General features: G+C 39.7%; 7 protein-coding genes. 6 read left to right on the forward strand and 1 reads right to left on the reverse strand.

The features are described from left to right. The 6 genes from VB797_RS25150 to VB797_RS25175 all read left to right on the forward strand — a co-directional run. The coding region (locus VB797_RS25150) for an RHS repeat-associated core domain-containing protein (RefSeq protein WP_323240489.1) at positions 1-11,032 on the forward strand (11,032 nt) is incomplete at its 5' end. A 184-nt stretch (positions 11,033-11,216) separates the two neighbouring features. Continuing rightward, positions 11,217-11,939, forward strand: a complete 723-nt coding sequence (locus VB797_RS25155) for an ankyrin repeat domain-containing protein (RefSeq protein ID WP_323240490.1) — start codon at positions 11,217-11,219, stop codon at positions 11,937-11,939. A 984-nt stretch (positions 11,940-12,923) separates the two neighbouring features. Continuing rightward, positions 12,924-14,543 carry a DUF6851 domain-containing protein gene (locus VB797_RS25160; protein ID WP_323240491.1) on the forward strand — a complete coding sequence of 540 codons (1,620 nt, stop codon included), beginning with the start codon at positions 12,924-12,926 and terminating at the stop codon, positions 14,541-14,543. Between the two features lie 812 nt (positions 14,544-15,355). Beyond that, positions 15,356-16,351 (forward strand): zinc-dependent alcohol dehydrogenase family protein, encoded by a 996-nt coding sequence (locus VB797_RS25165; protein ID WP_323240492.1) that lies wholly within the window; start codon positions 15,356-15,358, stop codon positions 16,349-16,351. Positions 16,352-16,620: 269 nt separating this feature from the next. Continuing rightward, entirely contained in the window at positions 16,621-19,083 is a 2,463-nt protein-coding gene (locus VB797_RS25170; RefSeq protein WP_323240493.1) for a BsuBI/PstI family type II restriction endonuclease, read from the forward strand. 345 nt (positions 19,084-19,428) lie between these two features. Continuing rightward, positions 19,429-21,600, forward strand: coding sequence for a pentapeptide repeat-containing protein (locus tag VB797_RS25175; RefSeq protein WP_323240494.1), 2,172 nt, complete (start codon positions 19,429-19,431; stop codon positions 21,598-21,600). A gap of 224 nt (positions 21,601-21,824) precedes the next feature. Here the strand turns inward: VB797_RS25175 and VB797_RS25180 are convergent, their stop codons facing one another. Further along, on the reverse strand, positions 21,825-24,017 hold the full coding sequence (locus VB797_RS25180) for a GumC family protein (RefSeq protein WP_323240495.1): 2,193 nt from the start codon (positions 24,015-24,017) through the stop codon (positions 21,825-21,827). Positions 24,018-24,113 lie beyond the last annotated feature (96 nt).

Consider the following 24,113-nt stretch of genomic DNA (forward strand, 5'->3'; position numbering starts at 1 on the left):
ACAGTTACAAACCGATGGTAGTTTTACCTTTGATGCTGCCAAACTAAGAGAAATTAACGGTGATGTTGATTTAAGTGAAGGTGAACATACTCTCAAATTAATTGCTACTGATGCAGTTGGTAATGTTTCGGAAGTTCTAGAATTTACGTTTACTCTAGATACTCAATCACCTTCTTTAACAGTCAATAATCCAAGCGTTGATGGGGAATTAACAGAAGGTGCAAAACTCACTGGTACTGTGGATGCTACTGGTTCTGAAATTGCGAGTTTAACTTATCGTTTTAACACTGGTGATGAGGTACTAATTCCAGTTGATGAAAATGGTGAGTTTGATATTGAATTGGATTTCACCGGAATTAGCGATGGTGCTAATACTTTAACTATCACTTCTACCGACTTAGCAGGGAATGTTAGCACCAATTCAATAGCTGTTACATTAAATACAGTTAGCCTAGAAACTTTGAGCGTGATGCCAGGAGAACGTTTAGAGGTAGACTTAACTGAGATTATTTCCAACAGTGAAAATGCTTCCTTCTCCATTGAAAGTGATGAAGAACTACCTGCGGGAATGCTCGCAGGTGATGGGAAATTGGTATTTAATCCGACACCAGATGAAGTAGGAACTTATGCTTTCACTGTAGTGGCAAGAATTGGGGATACGGAAACTAAACAAAACTTTAGTCTCCAAGTAGTTGCCGATACAATTAATACTACTCGCCTTTCTGGAGTGATCCAAAATACTGATGAACAACCTTTAGCTGGGGTAGTAATAAGCGTAGGAGATTTAACAACTACTACTGAAGCTGATGGTTCTTTTGTCCTAGAATTAACCGCAGATGTGGCTGGGAATGATTTTATCAGGATAGAGCCGGGTCAAGAAGTTGGGGGTGATCTTTATCCATCGATTGCGGAGAAAATCTCCTTATTGCTCGAACGTGACCCATTTACAGGGGTTAACAATGTAATCGACCGTCCCATCTTTTTGCCTGCTATTGATACGACAAATGCCGTTACCATTGATCCAAATGTGGATACAACGGTAACTACACAAGCTATTCCTGGTGCAGGTGTGTTTGTGGCAGCAGGAAGCTTGGAAAATCAGGAAGGTGAGGCATTTACAGGTCAACTGAGTATCACGGAAGTCCCACGAGAATTGACTCCTGCATCATTACCGCCGAATTTGCTTCCCGATGCACTTGTAACAATTCAGCCGGGAGAAATGGTCTTTAACCAACCAGCTCCACTATCCATGCCTAATTTGGCTGGTTACGCACCGGGAACGGAAATGGATTTATGGTCAATTAATCCGGTCACAGGTGAATTTGACAATGTTGGTACTGGTCGGGTAAGTGCAGATGGTAGTGTAATTGAAACTATTGATGGTGGTATCCGTAATAGTAGTTGGCATTTCTTCTCACCACCGCCAGAAGCTCCTACAGATCCGGATGAAAATCCACGCAACCCAGATGACGGCTGTAATGATTGTAAGGCAACAGCAGCAGGTACTTCGGAAGTAGAATTACATTCCGGTGCTGTTCTGGAAAATCACAATTTAGTATCTTATCAGTCTTTGGGAGTAAATCGGGGTTTGAGCCTAAGTTATGATTCATTGCGGGCTGACCCCAGACCAATCGTGAATTTTGGTTATGCGAATGCTCAAGCTAACCCGAACCGACGATTAATTGCCGAACTTACGGTGAATCGGGGTGACTTTGAGTTACAAGTTCCAGGTTTTGCTGGCGGAGAATTCGGACTAAACGGTGGTGAACATTTCTGGTCGCTTCCTGACGATGGTGGAGCTATTGATGCAGCACTACAGGTAGATTTACGTTCTTTGTCATCCGGTCGCTACAACTACGAACTAACTACTGGACTGGTGCAGTTCAACAATGATTTGTTTAGCGGTACAACATCTACTAGTAATGGGCAACTGTTACATATCAATACGATTGACAGTCCCTTTGGTCATGGCTGGGGATTAGCAGGTTTGCAGGAATTGATTGAAAATCCTGATGGTTCCGTAATCCTAGTTGATGGAGACGGTAGTGAATTACTATTTGAACCACCATCAAATCCTGGCGATGCTTATGAGTCACCTGCTGCGGACTTCTCTACCCTGGAACGTTTGGAAGATGGTACTTTCCGTCGTACTTTGACAGACCAAACTGTCTACATCTTCAACGCGCAAAATAAGCTTGAGTTAATGCGCGATCGCAATGAGAATGAAAGTCAATTTTTCTACAATGAAGATGGTAATATCACCAGGTTTGTTGACCCTGTAGGATTGGAAACTACATTTGCCTATACCAACGGCAAAGTCACAAGTATTACTGACCCCTCCGAAAGAGTTACTCAGTTGGAGTATGACAGTGCAGGAAACTTAACTCGGATTACTGACCCCGATGGTTCGCAGCGCACCTGGGAGTATGATGCTGACCGACACATGGTTGCTGAAATTGATAAGCGGGGTAATCGGGAAGAAACTTTCTATGATTTTGCTGGAAGAGCGGATCGAGCAATTCGTAAAGATGGTTCCGAGCTTGATTTTGACCCCGTACAGGTGCAAGGACTATACGCATCTAATAGAACCATTGACCCACTTAATGCTCCAGTAGCCTTTCAATTAGGGGCTGTAGAATCTACTTACGTAGATGGAAATGGTAATACAATAGTTAACACTTTAGACCAAGCGGGACAAATTGTTTCTTCCACTGATGAAGTAGGGGCATTACCTACGGTTCAGCGTAATGAAGATAATTTAATTATTCGTAGTACTGATGCCAGAGGCAACATTACCTTATTCAATTATGATGACAAAGGTAATGTCTTGACTATTGAGGATGGTATTGCCAGCAATGGTAATGTAGTTAGCGGTTCCATTTCTGAGCCAGGAGAAGTTGACGAATTTACCTTTGAAGGAATAGCAGGACAACAGCTTTATTACGATAACCTCATAGATGATTCTAATAATTCTGTTAATCTTAATGCCCAACTATTAAGTCCTAGTGGTGAAAGTATCTTCAACCTCACGGCAAATAGGGATAGTCAACTTTCTATTCTAACCGAAACGGGTACTTACCGCTTAGTTATCGATGGGGGTGTGGGACAAACTGGCGACTATAACTTCCAGTTATTAGATGCAGCAAATGCTACCATTTTAACTCCAGGCACAATTGTTACAGAAAGGCTTGACCCAGGTGTTGAAACTGATATTTACCAGTTTGAAGGAACAGCAGGACAACGAGTACTATTTGACAGTATTAACGACGGGGGACTCTTCGGCAATAGCTGGATACTTTACGGACCTGGCAACCAGCAGCTAAGTAACTTAACCCTTGGTATTGACTTTGAAACCACATTATCAACTGATGGTACTTATGTCCTAGTAGTTGACGGTAATACTAATGGTGGAACGGTTGATTACAGCTTCCGACTTACTGATAGTAGCGACGATCCAGTTGAAGTTAGTGGTTTAGGTAGTTTAATCACAGGAGAAATTGCTGAAGGTGAGGAAGATACTTTCACTTTCACTGCACCAGCAGGATTACCAATTTACTTTGACAGCCAAGATGGTGATAATGACCCCGTTAGCGTGGATATTGTTGACCCAACTGGTACGCGCTTATTCTTCAACGATGCTTCCTTTGACCGAGGAATCGTTACTCTCAATCGTTCTGGTACTTATACCGGAACAGTAAGAGGCGATTTTAATTCTGCTACTGGGGACTATAACTTTAAGTTAGTTAATCTTCAAACAGATGCCACGGAACTGTCGCTAGGAACAACAACTGCGGAAAATATAGCTGGATTTGAGGTAGATATTTATCGCTTTACTGGTACAGCAGGTCAGAAACTATACTTTGATAGTTTGGTTAACCAATTCCAAGATGTTGATATCAGGTTAGTTAATCCAAGTGGTAACAATATCTTCAATATCAACTCGGATAGAAACTCGGATGTTTTAACTCTTTCTGAAGCAGGTACTTATTATCTGATTGTAGAAAATGATGGTGAAGCTGCTGCTGATTACAGTTTCCGTCTTTTAGATACAGCAAATGCTATTAGTCTAACTTTGGATACGGCAATTACGGGAACTCTTGACCCTGGTATTGAAACTGACATCTACCAGTTTGAAGGAACTGCCGACCAAAAGTTATTCTTTGATAGTTTGGGAGCAGCTAGTGGTAGATGGTTGCTTTACGGACCTGGTAATCAGTTGATCGGAAGCCGGAGCTTAAATAGTGACTTTGAACAAACGCTAACCACAGATGGTACTCATCTACTGGTTGTTGAGGGTAGTAGTACTAGCGGTACAGTAGATTATAATTTCCAAGTTGTAACGCCTCAAACAACCAATACTGCACTGACATTAGGAGAAACCGTCACGGGCAGTATTTCCGAACTAGGGGAAGTAGATGAGTACACCTTTGAGGGGGTAGGTAAGCGAATCTATTTTGACGCTATCGGCACGGATGCGAATGTTAATGTTGAATTAGTCAGCCCCAATGGTAATCGGATTTTCTCAATCAACTCCGATGATGACCGAGGAGTATTTGCACTCACCGAAGTAGGAACTTATCGTCTCATCGTTAATGGTGATTTTGGGGAAACTGGAGATTATAGCTTCCGGTTATTTGATGCGGTAGAAGCTCCCATATTAACTTTAGATACACCTGTTACTGGTAGTCTTGACCCAGGAAATTCTAGTAATATCTACCAGTTTGAAGGAACGGCTGACCAAAAGCTATTCTTTAATAGTCTGGGAACAGTTACTGGCAGATGGCTTCTTTACGGATCTGGTAATCAGTTGATCGAAAATCAGAGCTTAAATAGTGACTTTGAAGAAACACTAACCGCAGATGGTACTTATCTGCTGGTTATTCAGGGTAATACTACTAACGGTACAGTAAATTACAATTTCCAAGTTGTCACACCTCAAACAACTACTGCTGCGCTGACGTTAGGAGAAACTGTCACGGGTACTATTTCTGAGCCAGGAGAAGTAGATGAGTATACCTTTGAAGGTGTTGGTAAACGAATCTATTTTGATGCTATCGGCACAGATCCGAATGTTAATGCTGAATTAATCACTCCCAATGGTAATCGGATTTTCTTCACCAACTCCAATAATGACCGGGGTACTTTTACTCTTACCGAAGTAGGTACTTACCGTCTTTTACTTAATGGTGATTTTGGAGACACTGGAAATTATAACTTCCGCTTGTTAGATGTTGAAACAATTCCTAGTTTGACTCTAGATACAACGGTTACTGGTAATCTTGATCCTGGGCTAGAAACTGAATTGTACAAATTTGAAGGAACCGCAGGTGAAAAACTCTTCTTTGAACAGTTGTCTGCTCCTGCTGGTGGTCGCTGGGTTCTTTATGGAGTTGGAGACCAATCCCTAATTGACCGCTCTTTGGGTAGTAATTTTGAAGTCACGTTGCCAACAGATGGTACTTATGTCCTAGCACTACAAGGTAATATCACTAGTGGTACTATTAGCTACAGTTTCCAAGTATTAAACCCTGAGACAACCATAACGGAACTGACTTTAGGGGAAACTGTCACGGGTAACATTTCTGAGCCAGGAGAAGTAGATGAGTTTACTTTTGCTGCGACACCCGGACAACGAATTTACTTTGATGCTCTTGGTTTTGACACCGATATTGATGCTCAGTTATTCAGTCCCAGTGGTGTCAGTATCTTCAGTATTTTCTCGGATGATGACCGAGGACCTTTGACACTAACAGAAGCGGGAACTTATCGCTTAGTAGTAGATAGTGGTTTTGGGGATACTGGTAATTACAGCTTCCGATTATTAGATGCAGCAGCAGCTTCTACTTTGACTGTGGGTACAACCATTACAGGTAGTCTTGACCCCGGAATTGAAACTGACATCTACCAATTTGAAGGAACAGCAGGTCAACGCTTGAATTTCGAGCAACTCCTCAACCCATCGGGAGCTTCATGGTATCTCTACGGACCAGGAAATGAATTTATTGTCAGCCGCAATATTAACTCCGATTTTGACAATACGTTGCTGCGAGATGGTACTTACCTATTGGTATTAGACGGCAATGCTTCAGGCGGTACAATTAACTACAGTTTCCAAGTCACCGATATTAGCGATGCAACTGTAGAAGTCACGGGTTTGGGAACCTTACTGAGTGGAGAAATTGCCGCAGGGGAGGAAGATACCTTCACCTTCACTGCACCAGCAGGACTACCAATTTACTTCGATAGCCAAGATGGTGATAATGACCCAATTAGTGTAGAAATTATTGACCCAGATGGTACGCGAGTATTCTCCAGGGATGCTTCCTTTGACCGGGGACCTGTGATTCTGACTCGTTCTGGAACTTACACGGTAACTGCGAAGGGCGATTCTGCTTCAGCTACAGGTGACTATAATTTCCGTATCCTTGACCTCGAAAGCTCTGCTACTGATTTAGTTTTAGGAACTACCACTACCGAAACCCTTTCAGCCTTCAAGACGGATATCTACCGTTTTAATGGCACACCGGGTCAGAAATTGTACTTAGATAGCTTGGTTCCGGAATTCCAGAATGTAAGTATTCGGTTAGTTAGTCCTAATAGTAGCTCGGTCTTTAATATCAACTCCGAAAGAGACCAAGAACCGTTTACTTTATCGGAACCAGGAACTTACTACCTAATTGTTGAAAATAATACTGGTGCTGCTGCTGACTTCAGTTTCCGACTGGTAGACCTGGCAAATGCTACAGCACTGGCGTTAGATACAGTAACTAATGGTACTCTTGATCCCGGAATTGAAACTGAACTGTATCAGTTTACAGGCACGGCAAACCAGAAATTATTCTTCGATAGTTTAGCAACAGGCAACGGTACTTGGTCGCTTTACGGACCTCAAAATCAGTTCATCACAAGTAGAAATTTGAGCAGTGATTTCGAGGTAACGTTGCCGAATGATGGTACCTACGTTCTACTAATTGATGGCAACACTACCAATGGTACGGTTGACTATAGCTTCCAGGTAACAACACCTGAGAGTACAACTACAGCGTTAACTTTGGGAGAAACTGTCACAGGTAACGTTACTGAAGTTGGGGAAGCGGATGAATTTACCTTCACTGGCGCAATCGGAGAAAGACTCTACTTTGACGCTCTTGGTATTAATGCTAGCGTAAATGCTCAGTTGTTTAGCCCCAGTAGTAACAGCATCTTCTTCAACAATTCCAATAATGACCGACAACCGTTTACTCTCACCGAAGCCGGAACTTACCGTTTAGTTCTCAACGGTGACTTTGGTGAATCCGGGGATTACAGCTTCCGGCTGTTAGATATCACAGAAGCGACTACACTCACCCTAGATACAGTCACCAGTGGTACTCTTGACCCTGGATTGTCAAGTCAATTGTACAAATTTGAAGGAACTGCTGAGCAAGTACTGTTCTTCGATAATCTTGATTTCAATCAAGGTTGGCAACTTTACGGACCAGGAAATCAGTTAATTGGCAGTGATAGTTTTGGTCGTAACTTTAAAGTTACGCTGCCAACAGATGGAACTTATGTGCTGGTGTTGGATGGTGAAACCAGTGATGGTACGGTTGACTTCAGCTTCCAGCTAGTTACACCATCAACCACAACCACTGCACTAACTCTGGGAGAAACCGTTACGGGTAGCATTTCTGAGCCAGGAGAAGTAGATGAATTTACCTTTACTGGGGAAATTGGACAAAAATTATACTTTGATGCTCTTGGTACAGACTTCAATGTTGATGTCCAGTTGTTCAGTCCTAGTGGAGTTAGCGTCTTTAATATCTTCTCAGATGATGACCGAGAACCTTTCACTCTGACTGAAACCGGAACTTATCGCTTAGTTCTCGATGGTGGGTTGAGCGATACTGGTGACTACAGTTTCCGCTTGTTAGATACAGCAGATGTTCCTACCCTTACCTTAGATACAGTTATCAGTGGTAGCCTCAACCCAGGAAAAGAAAGCGATATTTACAAGTTTGAAGGAACAGCCGAGCAGGTACTTTACTTTGATAACTTAGGAACATTTAATCAACGCTGGCAACTTTACGGACCAGGAAATCAGTTAGTTGACAGCAGATTTGGTAGCGACTTTGAAGCAACTTTACCTACTGATGGTACTTATCATCTAGTTTTAGATGGGGAAATCACCGACGGTACAATAGACTACAGTTTCCAAGTGGTGACCCCAGAAAGGACAACCACAGCTTTGAATTTGGCTGCTGTAGGTATTGGTGAGCGTCGCTTTACCTACGACCCAATTTTCAACCAGCTTACTAGCACCACTGATGAACTGGGACGACAAACGTTGTTTGAAATTGATTCCAACAACGGTAATCTACTCTCTACTATCCAGGTAATTGGTGAAGTGGGTGGTGATGATGATATTGTTACCCAGTTTACTTACACAGACCAAGGACTGCTGGACATCATTACTGACCCCCTCGATAGAATCACCGATTTCGATTACAACGACCTTGGTTTACTGTCCTTAATTACCTTTGCTAAAGATACTGCGGATGAAGCGACACAACAGTTCGAGTATGATACAGAGGGTAATCAAACGGCAGTTATTGATGAAAATGGTAATCGTACCGAGTTTGAATACGATGCTCTCAACCGTATAAGTAAAATTATTGAGGCAGACCCAGATGGTGATGGACCATTAACTGCACCTGTTAGTACCTTTACTTACGACCAAGCAGGAAACTTATTAACCACAACCGATGCTCTGGGTAACCTTACTCAAAACCAGTATGATGTTCTAGAACGTCTGACTCAAAATGTTGATGCTCTTGAGAATACAACCAGCTACGGTTACGACTCCTTGGGCAATCTGACATCAATTATAGACCCCTTGGGTAATGAAACTAAGAATATCTACGACCAACGCAATCGGTTAATTGAAACTATCGATCCAGATGAAGGTAGTACCAAATTTAGTTACGATTTTGACAACAATCTCACCTCAGTCATCGACCCAGTTGAAAACGAAACCACCTTTACCTACGACGCTCGCGATCGCTTGATTAGCGAAACCGACCCCTTGGGTAATACCATGACCTTTAGGTATGACGCGGTTGATAACTTGGTTTCCCAAACTGACCGCAATAGTCGCGTGACTGAGTTTGAGTATGATGACATTGACCGCTTGATTACTGAAAATTGGGTAGGTAATGAGCAAGTAATTAATTACAACTACGACAAAGCAAGTAATCTAACTTCGGTCACCGATACATTTAGTTCCCTTGCTTACACCTACGATAATCGCGATCGCGTTCTCACTGTAGATAATGCAGGTACTCCAAATGCACCCAATGTACTCCTTAACTACACCTATGACGGAGTGGGTAATATTCTTTCGGTGGCAGATACCATCAATGGTGTTGCTAGTGGTACTAATTCCTACAGCTACGATGCGCTCAATCGCTTGACAGAACTTACTCAATCTGGTAATGGTGTCAGCGATAAACGAGTAGACTTTGGCTACAATGCGATCGGTCAATTTAAGACCATTAACCGCTATTCCGACTTGGATGGTACGCAGTTAGTCACGGGTACAAACTACAGCTATGATGCACTCAACCGATTGAGTAGCCTCAGACACAATAATGGCACAGCGGATGTTGCCTTCTACGACTATACCTATGATGCTGCCAGCCGCATTAACAAAATTACCGATATTGATGGGGTCACTGACTATACCTACGATAGCCGCAGTCAACTGACTGGGGCTGACCGCAGTAATGCTACCAACCCTGATGAAACCTACGCCTATGATGCCAATGGTAACCGTGTCAATTCCAGCATTCATGGCGAAAGCTATGAAACTGGGGATGGTAATCGCTTGTTATCGGATGGAACTTATACCTACACTTATGACAGTGAAGGCAATCTAATTAGCCGCACGGAAATTGCTACGGGTGCAGTGCGCTTGTTTGAGTGGGATTACCGGAACCGTCTGGTTGCGATTATTGACCAAGATTCAGCAGGAAATGAAACACAGCGAGTTGATTATACTTACGATGCCTTCAATAGACGGATTGCGAAGGCGATTGAAAGTAATGCTCAGGATGATATTCCTGCTGAAATTAGTCACTTTGTTTATAACGAGGATGATGTGCATCTTGAATTTGTGGATGCAGATGGGGTAAATGGTACAAATCCGCCTGTTCTCGATAAACGCTATTTACATGGTCCTTTGGTTGACCAAATAATAGCGCAAGAAGAAGCAGATAGTACAGTTTTATGGCACCTAGCTGATCATTTGGGCACAATTCGCGATTTGGTTGATAACAGCAGCACTGTTGTTAATCACTTCACCTACGATTCTTTTGGCAATATCGTTACTGAAACGAATCCTGCTGTTAACACCCGTTACCTGTTCACGGGACGGGAGTTTGATGAGGAAACGGGACTGTACTACTACCGCGCACGGTATTACAATTCCTCTACTGGAAGGTTTTTGAGTGAAGATCCGATTGGATTTATGGGGGGTGATCCAAATTTTTACAGGTATGTTGCTAATAGTTCGATCAATTGGGGTGATCCTTCTGGACTAAAACTTTCACCAGCACAGTGTAACGAGCTTAGAGGTGATATATTTAGAAAACATACAAAACTTCTGGATACATTAAGGAAATATAATCCTCAAGAAGATGCAAAAGGTGGTCACTCATTTATGGGAGGTGAACGAGAAACTAAACCTGGAGGTCACTACACTAAAATAAAAAATCTTCAAAGGGGAATCAAAAATGATTTAGCCCGCTATTTAAAAGAGTGCCGTGATAATGATGATGATGATAATCCTCCACCACGAATACCCAGGTGCATTGATGAAACGGCGAATAGACCTGTTCCGGAGCCTCTACCGAATAATGATTTAGCCAAAAATGTCGCAATTGGTATAGGAACTGTAGGTGCAGGTTATTTAATCTGGCGAGGTATTCGCTTAGTCCCTTCACTGTTTCCGCCTCTTTGGCCAACTCTTGCTCCTAACCTTGCTATTCCCTAATTAAATAAAATTCTAATATTGCTTTCGCAACAAGGCAATTGAAATTTGTTCAAACAATTCATTTTGACTTCTTCGCCATCCTTTTAGAAAGCGAAGAAGTCAACTTCCCAAATCAAAATATCGATAAGCTATTAAAAATGTGTACGCAATATTCCTACACACCTAATGCAAAATAATTACTGATATGGATAATTTAAGCGCGGATCAAAGATTGATGGATATCATATGGGATAATCGCCCCGATCTTTTAGCAAAAGCTTTATCAAAAGGTATTGATATAAATATAAAAGACACAAATGGTAATACACCACTTATTTGGGCAACAATATTAGGTTATTACGAAATAGTACATATATTGTTAGCTCATAATGTTGAGATAAATGCTAAACAAGATAATGGAGCTACGGCTCTCATCTATGCTGCATATAAAGGTAATTTAGGTATTCTTAAAAAACTTATATCTTTTGGTGCTGATGTAAATGCGAAAGATAACGATGGTGAAACAGCTCTAATGAGTGCGGCTAAAGAGGGTCACGTTGAGGTAATCAAAAATTTACTTGCTGCTGGTGCTAATGTAGATACCAAAGATAATAATGGTCTAACAGCATTACAATGGGCGCTATGTAGAGGTAATTACATTGATACTGTTTGTGTTTTGGTTGCAGATGGTGCTGATGTAAATATTAAAAATGATAGTGGTGAAACCGCTCTAATCAGCGCAGTATATATGGGTTATTCCAACATTGTGTCTGCTTTAATCGCAGCTGGTGCTGATGTAAATGCTATAACAAATAGCGGTGAAACTGCTTTGAATATTGCAGAATATAAAGCAGAAAAGTATATAAACATAGCACAGAAACTGAAACAAGCTTGTTCTACTGCTATTTGTCAAGAGAAAACAAATTAAGCAAACGCAATTTACGATCGGGATAAAGACATCCATTAATTTCAAGAACGTATGTCGCTTTTTTTATAAAATAAAGATTGTTTTTTCAACTGGAACTATCTTCTAAACAAGATTTTGTATTTGCATTAATTAGCTTCTACCAAAGAAAGAGCCGTTATATTTAATAGCCATTAAATGACTCAACTGTGGATATAGAAACCACGTTCACCATACCAGTAATGTTATTGATAGCATTGATTAATTCACTAATAAAACTAAAAACTTCGAGGAAATAACCATCTTTACTATATAGAATTATTCAGTGGTTTTCTCCTAAAGAACGTGAACAATGTCCTCTGTACACTGTGAACAGTAGCATCTGTTTCTAACTTCTTATTCATGATTAAATTTTACCGTCAACCAAATGGAAATATTTTCCCAGCAATTGACGGTTTATTTAAAACTTTAACAAGCTTAATTAAAATTATGCTAATTATTCTATAAAGTTAACAGTAATTACGTTGACGAGTAATTTAATCTAAATTTTAAAATCACAGCAAGTTAAACTGTTTAGTTCCATCAAAATACTATAAATAACACTATTTGTGTTTACTAACACTGTACTTAAATATTTATTTTGCTAAGATAAACCCCAAGGTAATCTCCTTAATTGTTAATTGATTTGTTAAATATTCAATTTTCATAAATATTCGCTATTATTCTAAATAATAAAAACAACATTAATTGTAAAAAAAATACTCGTAATAATCAATTTATCTGTTTTATTCTAAAGCAAAATCCTATTCAGCCTGACTTTAAATATTGAATTGAACTGACAACAATTACAACGAGCTAGTTGGTGCGTAACTCTACTTATCTTATAACCGCGTACAATTTTTTTTTAAGGGTCAAAAGTCTACGTTTAATAATTTGTCAGATGTGCAAATAACCACATCACGATATTTGCTGCAAAGCTGCTGCCGTTCTAAACAAAAATTCCTAATCATGAAAACTCTAACATCCCTTCAACAAAAAATCTTAAACACCAAACTCCCCCTACTCCTATCCTCCACAATCAGCATACTCTTCAACTTCCCTTCCCAAGCAATGGATTTTTCCTTAGACACGGAAGATCCAGTACTGCTGTGGAACCAAGCAACATTAGAAGCCATCAGCAACACCAACATGGGTCCTACTCCCACATCCCGTGCTTTGGGCTTAGTTAATACCAGTATTTACGATGCCTGGGCAGCCTACGACCCAGTAGCAATCGGCACTCAATTGGGTGATACTCTTCAAGTTTCTAACGAAGAAATAACTCTTTTTAATAAACGTACTGCAATCAGTCACGCTGCATACACCACCTTATTAGACTTATTCCCCACCCAAGAGCCTGCATTCACTCACTTGATGCAGCAACTGGGAATAGATTCCACCACTACAACCACCAACACAGCAGCAGGAATAGGTAACTTAGCAGCCAAAACATTACTTGATAATAAATATACAGACGGTTCCAACCAACTAAATAATTACACTGACACAACCAATTACCAACCAGTCAACACCTGGGATAAAATAACCGACCCCAATCGCTGGCAACCACTTAGTATAGATAATGGCAAAAACATTCAAAAATTTCTTACACCGCAATGGGGAGACGTTATCCCTTTTGCCTTAAAATCGGGGAATCAATACCTACCACCACCACCCGCACAATTCGGCACTCAATCGTATATAGACCAAGCCCTGCAAGTAATTGAATACAGCGCTTCCCTTACAGACGAACAAAAAGTAATTGCAGAATACTGGGCAGATGGACCACAAACTATACTACCACCAGGTCACTGGCATTTGATAGCCGAATATGTCTCCACCAGAGATAATTTAAGCCTAGATGATAACGTCAAACTCTTCTTCAGTTTGGGTAACGCAGTATCCGATGCAGGTATTGCAGCTTGGGATGCTAAAGAATATTACGATTACGTCCGTCCCGTCACAGCCATCCAATACTTAGCAGCAAATCATTTATTCCCAAACGACCATCCCCTAGTCCGTACTAACCCCCAAACCAACACACAAGAAATTTATTCTTGGGCAGGTCCCGATAAAGGTTCTCAATGGATAGATGGTACAACTTGGCTTCCCTACCAAAAAAGTACCTTTGTTACCCCTCCTTTTGCCGAATACGTATCGGGACACAGCACCTTTAGCGCTGCTAGTGCAGAGATACTTAAACGATTTACCAAAAGCGATGAATTAGGGGCTTGTCATACCCAATTACCCAATACCTCCACCTTTGAAACCAATACACCAAGCAACACAATTCAACTTTGCTGGGATACTTTTACAAGTGCTGCCGATCAAGCCGGAATTTCTCGACTTTACGGTGGTATTCACTTCCAGGATGGAGATATCAACGGTAGGATATTAGGACGTAAAGTAGGCACAGCAGTTTGGGAAAAATCACAATATTATATTAGCGGTGGTAAACCAGTTACAAAAGTTCCCGAACCTTCTCCTATATTGGGTCTATTGACATCAGCCGCTTTTGGAGCGGTGTTATTATTCAAACGTAATATCACTCGACATACCAAATCTGTGACAAAAGAGAATGAATTTTAGCCCAAATTTCTGATAACGTCATGAAGCCACTTAAAAAACATTCCTAACTTCTACAACCCAGGAAGACTTGAGCAGTACAAACCCACATTCCGTACTTCAATAAGTAGCATGAATGAATTACATTAACGGGCAATTAAAAACTATAGTTTTTAAAAATTAAGTAACCATCAAAAAATAAATTATACACACCAAAAATCAAGCTTTTTTATCGTCTATAAAAAGCCAGTGAGATAGTTTAATTTGAATTTTTAAATCAGTTATAGAAACACAAGACCATGCAATAGGGAATCAGAGATTTTAGAACTAACATAATAAATAATATTTTTGACAAGCATTCGGTAGGAATTGCAAGATGCGACAATGTTCCTTTTATATTTAAACTATTTCTGCTACTTATTACACTCGTGCCTGTACTACACAATGAAGTGCGGAATGTGGGTTACAATAAACCGGGCTTCTTGAAAAAAACCGAGTTTCTTAATAGCTTATGGAATATTTAGAAGTGCTTTTACTTCTTCAGGACTTACGCAATTGTCACAAAACCCCGGTTGGTGCGTGACACTAAAACCTTATTATTGCGTTAAAAATCAAACATAGTGTCACAGCACCCTACGAGCAGAATATGCCAGTTGGGTAAGTCCTATTCTTCTCAGAAAACTGCTAAGTAATTAAACAAAATTGATAGTGTTGTTGCTACCATCTCGCGATCAAATTATTTCTAAATCCTCTTAATAGTCTTTTCCTAGTTGATAAATGCCGTATCCTACCTCCTTTGCGCTAAAGTAACTTCAACGTGCATCGCAGGAAAAGCCATGAAAGCAGTATTAATGACAGCACCTGGAAACCCGGAAGTATTGCAATTATGCGAAATCCCAAACCCACTTCCTCCTCAAAATACAGAACTTTTGGTACGTTTAAAAGCTGCTGGTGTTAACCCCATCGATACAAAACTTCGCGATCGCGGTACTTTCTATCCCGATAAAATGCCTGCAATTTTAGGATGTGATGGTGCAGGTGTGGTGGAAGCGGTGGGAACTGCGGTTAAACGTTTTCGCGTCGGAGATGAAGTATATTTTTGCAACGGGGGAATAGGCGATCACCAAGGTAATTACGCAGAGTTCACAACTGTAGACGAGCGCTTCGTGGCTGCGAAACCAAAATCTGCGTCTTTTGTAGAAGCTGCGGCTGCACCTTTAGTATTAATTACCGCATGGGAAGCTTTATACGAACGCGGACGTTTGCAACCGGGGGAAAAAGTATTAATTCATGCTGGTGCTGGTGGTGTCGGACACGTCGCAATTCAACTCGCGAAGCTCAAGGGTGCCGATGTTTGCACTACGATAAGTTCTCAAGAGAAAGCTGATTTTGTCAAGAATCTGGGGGCTGATTATACGATTAATTATAAAGAGAATGATTTTGTCAAAGCCGTTTTAGATTGGACAAATGGTGGTGTAGATTTAGCATTCGATACCGTTGGTGGAACAACTTTTGAGAAAACATTTCCAGCAGTACGGATTTACGGCGATATTGTGACGATTTTGCAACCGAGTGCGGAAACTAATTGGAAAGTAGCGAGACAGCGCAATCTCAGGATTAGTTTGGAGTTAATGTTAACACCGATGTTAGAAGGAATGGTAGAAGCACAAGCACATCATGGCGAGATTTTAGCAGAATGTGCGAAGTGGATGGATGAAGGTAAGTTGAAAATTTGTGTTAATCAGACTTTTGGTTTGGAAGAAGTTGCCAAGGCTCATCAGTTATTAGAAGCGGGTTCGATTATGGGGAAGGTGGTTATTGTTAATTCGTAGTTTGTTAAATAATACCTGGCGATTCAATATGCCTGCGGCACACCTCCGGTGAACGCGGCTACACAGGCAAAGTCCACCTTCGTGGACTAATATTTAATGTTTATTGTAGGGTGTGTTACGGCGATGAAATGCTTGCGAGGAAACAAATATGTTAGTTAATGCCGTAACGCACCATCTTGAATTATTGAAGTAATTGGGGATTGGAAATGGGTGGGGTACTACAAGATAAGTTTATAGTATATATTCATATCTGACACTAAATTAACTGTATGACAACGTTTCTTACAGATTTTACTGACGTTACTAGAATTCATATATCTTCAAAATTGAATCTAGAGCAGCGGAGTCAATTGGGACAATTTTTAACTCCTGCACCAATTGCTCGTTTTATGGCAAAACAATTTAGTAATTTGTCTGGTGATGTCAGGCTTTTAGATCCTGGAGCCGGAGTTGGAACATTGACTGCTGCTTTTGTTGAAAGACTTTTGGCAAATCCTCATGAAGTTAACAGTTGTTATATAACAGCTTATGAAATTGAATCAGATTTTATATTACCTCTGAGGCAATGTCTTACAGAATGTTGTGAAGCTTTAGAAAATAAAGGAATTAAAGCTGAATATCAAATATATGAGGAAAGTTTTATAGGGGCTTTTACTGATAACAGTTTACCGCTTTTCAACACTTGTTCTGTTCTTTTCACCCATGCGATTTTGAATCCACCATACAAAAAAATAAAGAGTAGTTCTGTTGAAAAGAAAATACTTTTGGGAAGTGGAATTGATACTGTAAATCTATATAGCGCATTTGTTTGGCTTACTTTGAAGCAGCTTGTTGAAAATGGCGAGCTAGTAGCAATTACACCTAGAAGCTTTTGTAACGGCGTATATTTTCGTCCTTTTCGTAAAGCTTTTTTGGAAAAAATGGGATTAAATAAAATTCATATTTTTGATAGCCGTTCCACAGTTTTTGCAGAAGATAAAGTTTTACAAGAAAATGTTATTTTTCATGCTAATAAAACAAATACTAAGCCTAATTATGTTCAAATCAGTAATAATTTTGAAAATAATTTAGATGATTTTGTCGAGCTAAGAAATGTCCCTTATGCTGGAGTAGTAGAACACAATGATTCTGAGAGTTTTATTCATATTATTATAAACTCTCTTGAAGATTCGCTGAGAATACAAATGCAAAGATTTTCATCTACTTTGGATGAAATAGGTTTAGAGGTTTCAACTAGTCCAGTTGTCGATTTTCGACTCAAATCAGCTTTAAAAAATTGCTTGGATGAGCAAAGTGTCCCGTTACTTTATCCAGAAGTGATGAAGGTAGGAAAAGTTTTATTCCCACCTAATAATCCTCGAAAAGCGATTGCAATTAAACGAAATAATGACACAGAAAAATGGTTAGTTCCTAAAGGTTGCTACGTTTTGACAAAGCGTTTTTCTGCTAAGGAAGAAAAGCGTCGTATTGTTGCTGCTGTTTGTTTTCCTTTTGATGCACCATTATTAGGTATAGAGAATCATCTTAATTACTATCATGCCAAAGGTAAAGGAATGAATCCCGACCTTGCACAAGGTTTAGCAGCATTTCTCAATTCAACTTTATTTGATAGGTATTTCCGGCAGTTTAGCGGACATACACAAGTCAATGCAACGGATTTGCGTAGAATAAGGTACCCTTGCAAAGATAATTTAATCAAATTAGGAATACAAGTTGGCGATCGCCGATTTGATTGGAAGCAGCTTGATAATATTGTACACAACACTTTGTCAATTATGAGCGAAGCAATAAATGCAGTTGAGGCTGGTAAACGAATCTTAGAAGCGCTTGCAATTCTAAAAGATATTTCTGCCCCAAAAAAGCAACAAAATGAACGTTTGGCACTTTGCTTGCTTGCGTTGGCAGATATTCGACCTGAAACACCTTGGAATCAAGCGACAGCACCAAGACGCAGAATTACAGAAATGATGGATTGGTTTCGTGAATATTATGGTAAACAATACGCACCAAATACACGCGAAACAGTTCGACGGCAAACGATGCACCAGTTTGTGCAAATGGGAATAGTTATTGAAAATCCAGATAAACCAGATCGACCAATCAACAGCCCAAAATGGTGTTATCAACTTCATCAACAAGTAGTTTCACTTCTTAAATCTTATGGCTCCCAAGAGTGGGAAGCAATTCGTCAAAATTATGCTGTTTCAATTACAAACTTATTACAGGATAGGAATCGTAACTTAGCGATGATTCCTATAAGCTTACCTGACGGTCAAGCGATTGAGTTATCATCAGGTGGACAAAATATTCTAATAAAAGACATTTTGGAAAGCTTCTGTCCCAGATTTACACCTGGAGGTTCGGTTCTCTACGTGGGTGATGCTGGGAAAAAGTTCATTGTTAACGAAACTCAGAAATTCCGAGAATTAGGGATTGATTTAAATCCTCACGGTAAAATGCCAGATATTGTAGTTTATTATGAGCAGCAAGATTGGCTTGTATTAATAGAAGCTGTAACAAGTCACGGTCCAGTTAACTTAAAACGTCATAATGAATTAAAGCAGCTTTTTGAGTCTAGTCGCAAAGGATTAGTTTTTGTAACTGCTTTCCCAAGCCGTAAGGAAATGACTCGTTATCTTGCTGAAATCGCTTGGGAGACAGAAGTTTGGGTAGCAGATCAACCCGAACATATGATTCATTTTGATGGTGAAAGATTTCTCGGACCTTATTAAGCTTTATCAACTTTTATTGTTAAGATGTCCAACTTCTACAGCACTTATTAATAAAATATCATCAAAAATATCATATAAAATACGATAACCGTTTTCTCTATCTTTAAGCTTTTTGACTCCACACACACACCCAACAATTGCTAATACCGTTTTTGTGTAAATATGCAACTAATTTAGCCCACGCAGGTGGGCTTTGTATCTGTAGCCCCACTCTTCTAGAGTGAGGGCGATTAAGCTGTAGTTTGTCCGCTTTTGATTTGGGAAGGTGATAATTTGTAATTCATGAGAATATTGAATGGTGCATTGGGTGTTAATCAATGCCCAATTACCAATTACCAATACTCAATGCCCAAATTAATTTCCATCTGCACGCTATTTTTACTCTTTTTATTATCTATTCAACCTGTTTGGGCAACGGAAACTCAACCGCAACGGACTATTTTAACTTTAGAATTATTACAAGAAAGAATTAATTCTCCTATTGTAAATCAAGGTAGCTTGACGGTAGATTTACGGGAGATGATGATAAATTTAGAACCTGATAATCAAGAGTTTCGCGATAATTTTTATCAGTTATTGCAAGCTGTTTTGCAAAAAACTGGTACAAAACCTGTAGGATTAGATTTAAGCGATTCAATTATTGAAGGTGATTTTATTGGTAGCGATTTGGGTTTAAGAACTCCTTTGTATGCTCAAGCGATCGCGCCAATTTTTACGGAAACCGAACAAAGTCAACTCGAACTTTTACGTGAAGTTTGTTTGCAGTCGCTGGCTTATTCTGTTCCCAATTCTCAGGATTGTCGATCGCTATTAGGGAAGAATTCGACGACATCGGCGCAAATTTCGGTGTTTCGCGGTTCACTAATTTTTAAGCAAACTCGTTTCAAGGGTGAGGTAGAATTTGACAATACGTTTTTTCTCCAACCCGTGGAAGCAGAAGGGGCTATTTTTAATCAAGCTGCAAGTTTTACTCAATCAAGATTCGGTCGTCGAGTCAGTTTTGCCGGTGCTAATTTTCGTCGTGAAGCTAATTTTGAAGGAAGTGTTTTCTTTGAAGAAGCCAGTTTTAAGGAAGCTCAATTTCAAAAAATTACTGAGTTTAAAAATACAACTTTTGAAGATACCGCCAATTTTTCTAATGCTAATTTTAAACAGTTAGCTAACTTTAGTCGCGCTCGCTGGGAAGGTACGACAAATTTTTCTCAAGCGCGTTTTCTCGAACAAGTTCAGTTTACTAAAGCTAATTTCCAGGGGTTTCTATTCCTTAAAGAAACTATTTTTACTCAATCTGTCATCTTCCGCGAAGCACAGTTTAGTTTACCTGTAAATATGCGCGGTGCTGGTATTCTCACTCAAGCTGATTTTAGCGATGCTGTTTTTACTAAAGCTGCTTATCTCAACGTACCAAGTTTAATTTTTAATGCTGACAAAGCCAAAATTTTGGGTAATCCCGGTGAAATTGGTGCGATGTTGCGCGTACCTCGGTTATCGGGGAATCAAAATGTACTGCGTAATTTAATCCAAAATTTTCGCCAATTACAGCAAATTGCCGACGCTAATGAGTTGGAGTATAGTAAACAGCAGTTGCATTTAAAAAATTTGACTCGTCGTTTAGTAGATGCAAATATTAACGGTGCTTCTGAAAAACGTTTAATAAATTTGGGTTTTTCTCAAGTTCAAGCAGAAGCGATAATTAAACGTCGTCAAACCCAATCGTTTCAAGTCAAAAGCGAATTATTAACATTAGCCGAAATTGACGAAGCAACATTTACACAACTTGCTTCGCGCTTTGTAGTGGGTGAAACTCTTACCCCGATTAAATGGTTACTGCAAACATGGGAATGGTTAGTGTTAAGTTTACTACTATTACTATCAGGATACGGTACGAATTTTTACTTAGTTTTTGGCGTGGGAATAATTGCGATCGCGTTTTTCAGTTTACTATTTTGGCTGGTTGATCGATTCCGTCGCTTACATCCCAACCAAATCGTTCCTACAGCTTATGAAACCACTTGGATGTTAGGAAGTTTCATTATCAGCATAATATTCGGTTTAGTCGCCGTTTTTCGCAATACACCACAACCGTGGTTAACTTTGACCTGTATAACGGTTATTATCATCCCTTTACCAGGTTTTTTGTTATTCCGACTTTATCAAAAAGGACGCTACCACGATTTGATGGAGACATCGTACTTTACAGAAGACGGAACTTTACGACAGTTACGGTTATTAATCGGACGTTTACCTGTCATACCGAGATATCCACTATTCCGCGAACGTTATTTACCGTTATTGTGGAATCGTCGCTGGAATTGGCTAAATTATTACGATTTTAGTTTAAATAATCTTTTAAAATTAGGCTTTAATGACGTTCGCTTACGAGACGAACATCTTCCCGGTATTATCAGTACTTTAGCTTGGTATCAGTGGAGTTTAGGTATACTTTACATTACCTTGGTGTTGTGGACACTTTCGCGCACGATTCCTGGATTGAATTTGTTGATTTATCTGAAATAGGGAATTGGATAATTATTTTAAACTATATTCGTAGTGCGAGCTTCTAGCTCGCTCGTTACCACCAGGGAGCGAGACGCTCCCACTACGAACCTTTAACCCCGCAAAATTAATGTGGTGAAGTACTAGTATTTTACTTTATTCATTTGCAAAGTGGTGTATCTGTATTACTATTAATTCATTAAACTAGGTATAAATAGTATTTATCTTTCCCAATGCGCCATGTCCTATGCCCTATGCCCAACTGCTTCAACTGTAGTTACATTTTCTTCGGGGTATTCCGTATCAAAGTAGTAATTAATATGACGGTCGTTTTGAGGCACAACTCCATTAACTACCTGTCCTAAAACATTTTGACCAGATTTTTCTAACATCTCACAAGCAAAGGCTGCATTAACAGAATCAACAACTCCCGGACGTACTACTAATAAAACCCCGTCAGCCATTTGACCTAAAGTTGCTGCGTCTGCGGCAAGGTTTAATGAGGGTGCGTCAATAATTACGTAGTCGTAATATGACCTAAAACTCTCAATTAATGAAGCCATGCGCTTAGAATCCAGTAAGGATGCAGGGGAAGGAGGTACTGCACCACAAGTAAGTACGTCTAAGTTATCCATTCCTTTCTTGATGGCTTTCATTACCTCTATTTGTCCGACTATGACGTTGCTCAAGCCTTCAGAATTGGGCAATTCCCAAATATGATGCTGGGATGGACGATGCAAATCTCCATCTATAAGTAATACTCTACGCTCCATCTGCGCCATCGAACTCGCTAAGTTGGCGGCTACCGTAGATTTACCTTCTTGAGGTACGGAACTAGTAACAACCATAACTTTTAATTCTTTGTCCGCACTCATGAATTTTAAGTTAGCTCGCAGCATCCGGAAGGCTTCGCTGATCGGGGAACGAGGAGCATCTCTAACCATCAGTGTAGGATACGCAGCTTCTGATTCCTGTTTGCCTATAATGGATTTTTTCGGCTTGCTAAAGTCGGGAATAACTCCTAATAAAGTTAATCCGGTTAATTCTTTAGCTTCCTCTATAGTCTTGATAGATTTATCTTGCGATTCTAAAAGATACATTGTTGCTAAAGAAACTAACATTCCTAATAAGCTGGCTGAGAGATAATTTATTAATGGGGAAGAAACTGGTTCTTGAGGAACTAAAGCCTCAGAAACTTCACTAGCATTACCAATATTCTGATTTTCTGCAATGCGGGCTTCCTGTAATTTTTTCAATAACAGCGAATAGGTTGATTGTGCGGCTTCTATTTTGCGTTGTAACTGACCCTGCTGCTGCTCTAATTTTGGCAGATTTTCCAATCTTTGCTTGTAAGATGTTTGCAATTCAGATAATACTGAGAGTTGATTAGTTAATCCTAAAGCGGTGGATTCTAAATTTACTAATTCCCCTGCTAACTGTTGTTTTAACTCTCCTACTTGCAATCTTCCATTAAATTGCTCTCCGCTGGTTCCTATATTTTGACGAATTCTATCTTGTAACAGCCTTTTCAAGGAATCAAACTTACTTTCTAAAGCAATGATTTCTGGATGGGTGTTTGTCAAAACTGTGCGTCTTGATGCCAATTGCGACTCTACTTGCTGCACTTCCTTAAGAATATCTTGTACTCCAGCAGCCTGATTCAAAGAAGCAATATCCAATGCTTGTTGGGGGTTTGCACCTAACTGTTGGCGAATTTGTTGAGTCCGAGCGCTAATATCGGCTAGTTTGACTTTTATATCACCAATTTGGTTTTGCAAGTTTCCTACTACTTGTATTGATTGAGTTGCTTCTTCCTGCAAAGCAAATACTTTATTTTTTTCTCTAAAACTGGCTAGTTCGGCTTCTGCTTTAGTTACAATTTTCTCTGCTTCGGGAAGCTGTTGTTGGATAAATTCTCTCGCGGCTTTGGCGGCTTTTCTACGAGAAGATACGTTATGTTCTAAATAAGCTGACATTAAAGTATTTACAACTTTTGCAGCTTTTTGAGGTTGGGAATCTTTATAGCTAACTTGTAGAACGTCTGTCTTTTTGATGTCGCTTACAGTTAAATTTTTGAGAAAATCCTCATATTTTAAAAGATTTCCATCGCTATCTTGAAGTTGGAGTTGTTTGATAGTCTTCTTTACAACTGGAACAGAACGGACAATTTCGGCTTCTGTCTGCAACGGACTGGATGTAGTATCTTGCCCTACTGACTCTAATTTACTAATTTCGGTTCCTAATCCCGTTAAGGAAGAAGTCACATCTGTTCTTTGAAACAGTAGTTTTCCTTCGGCAATATAAGTAGGCTTTTTTAAAGAAGAAGATAATAACGAAAGCAGAAAAACTGGGAAAAATACCGCTAAACCAGGTACCCAGCGTCGTTTCATGACTTGCCAATACTTATCGAGCGATAAACTAGATTCTTGAGATTCCATAAATAAATATATTTTTACTTTTTAATTTTCACCGATCAATTATTTAAAATGCATATTAAGATAGTTTTGTCAAATAATAAATTTTTTTCAACTCCT

Origin of the sequence: Rivularia sp. UHCC 0363 (genome assembly GCF_034931125.1) — a bacterium.
GTDB lineage: Bacteria > Cyanobacteriota > Cyanobacteriia > Cyanobacteriales > Nostocaceae > Rivularia.

What these genes read in the sequence shown, in the direction of transcription:
- VB797_RS25155 (WP_323240490.1), top strand. Translation starts at nt 11,217, where the DNA reads ATGGATAATTTAAGCGCGGATCAAAGATTGATGGATATCATATGGGAT.
- VB797_RS25160 (WP_323240491.1), top strand. Translation starts at nt 12,924, where the DNA reads ATGAAAACTCTAACATCCCTTCAACAAAAAATCTTAAACACCAAACTC.
- VB797_RS25165 (WP_323240492.1), top strand. Translation starts at nt 15,356, where the DNA reads ATGAAAGCAGTATTAATGACAGCACCTGGAAACCCGGAAGTATTGCAA.
- VB797_RS25170 (WP_323240493.1), top strand. Translation starts at nt 16,621, where the DNA reads ATGACAACGTTTCTTACAGATTTTACTGACGTTACTAGAATTCATATA.
- VB797_RS25175 (WP_323240494.1), top strand. Translation starts at nt 19,429, where the DNA reads ATGCCCAAATTAATTTCCATCTGCACGCTATTTTTACTCTTTTTATTA.
- VB797_RS25180 (WP_323240495.1), bottom strand. Translation starts at nt 24,017, where the DNA reads ATGGAATCTCAAGAATCTAGTTTATCGCTCGATAAGTATTGGCAAGTC.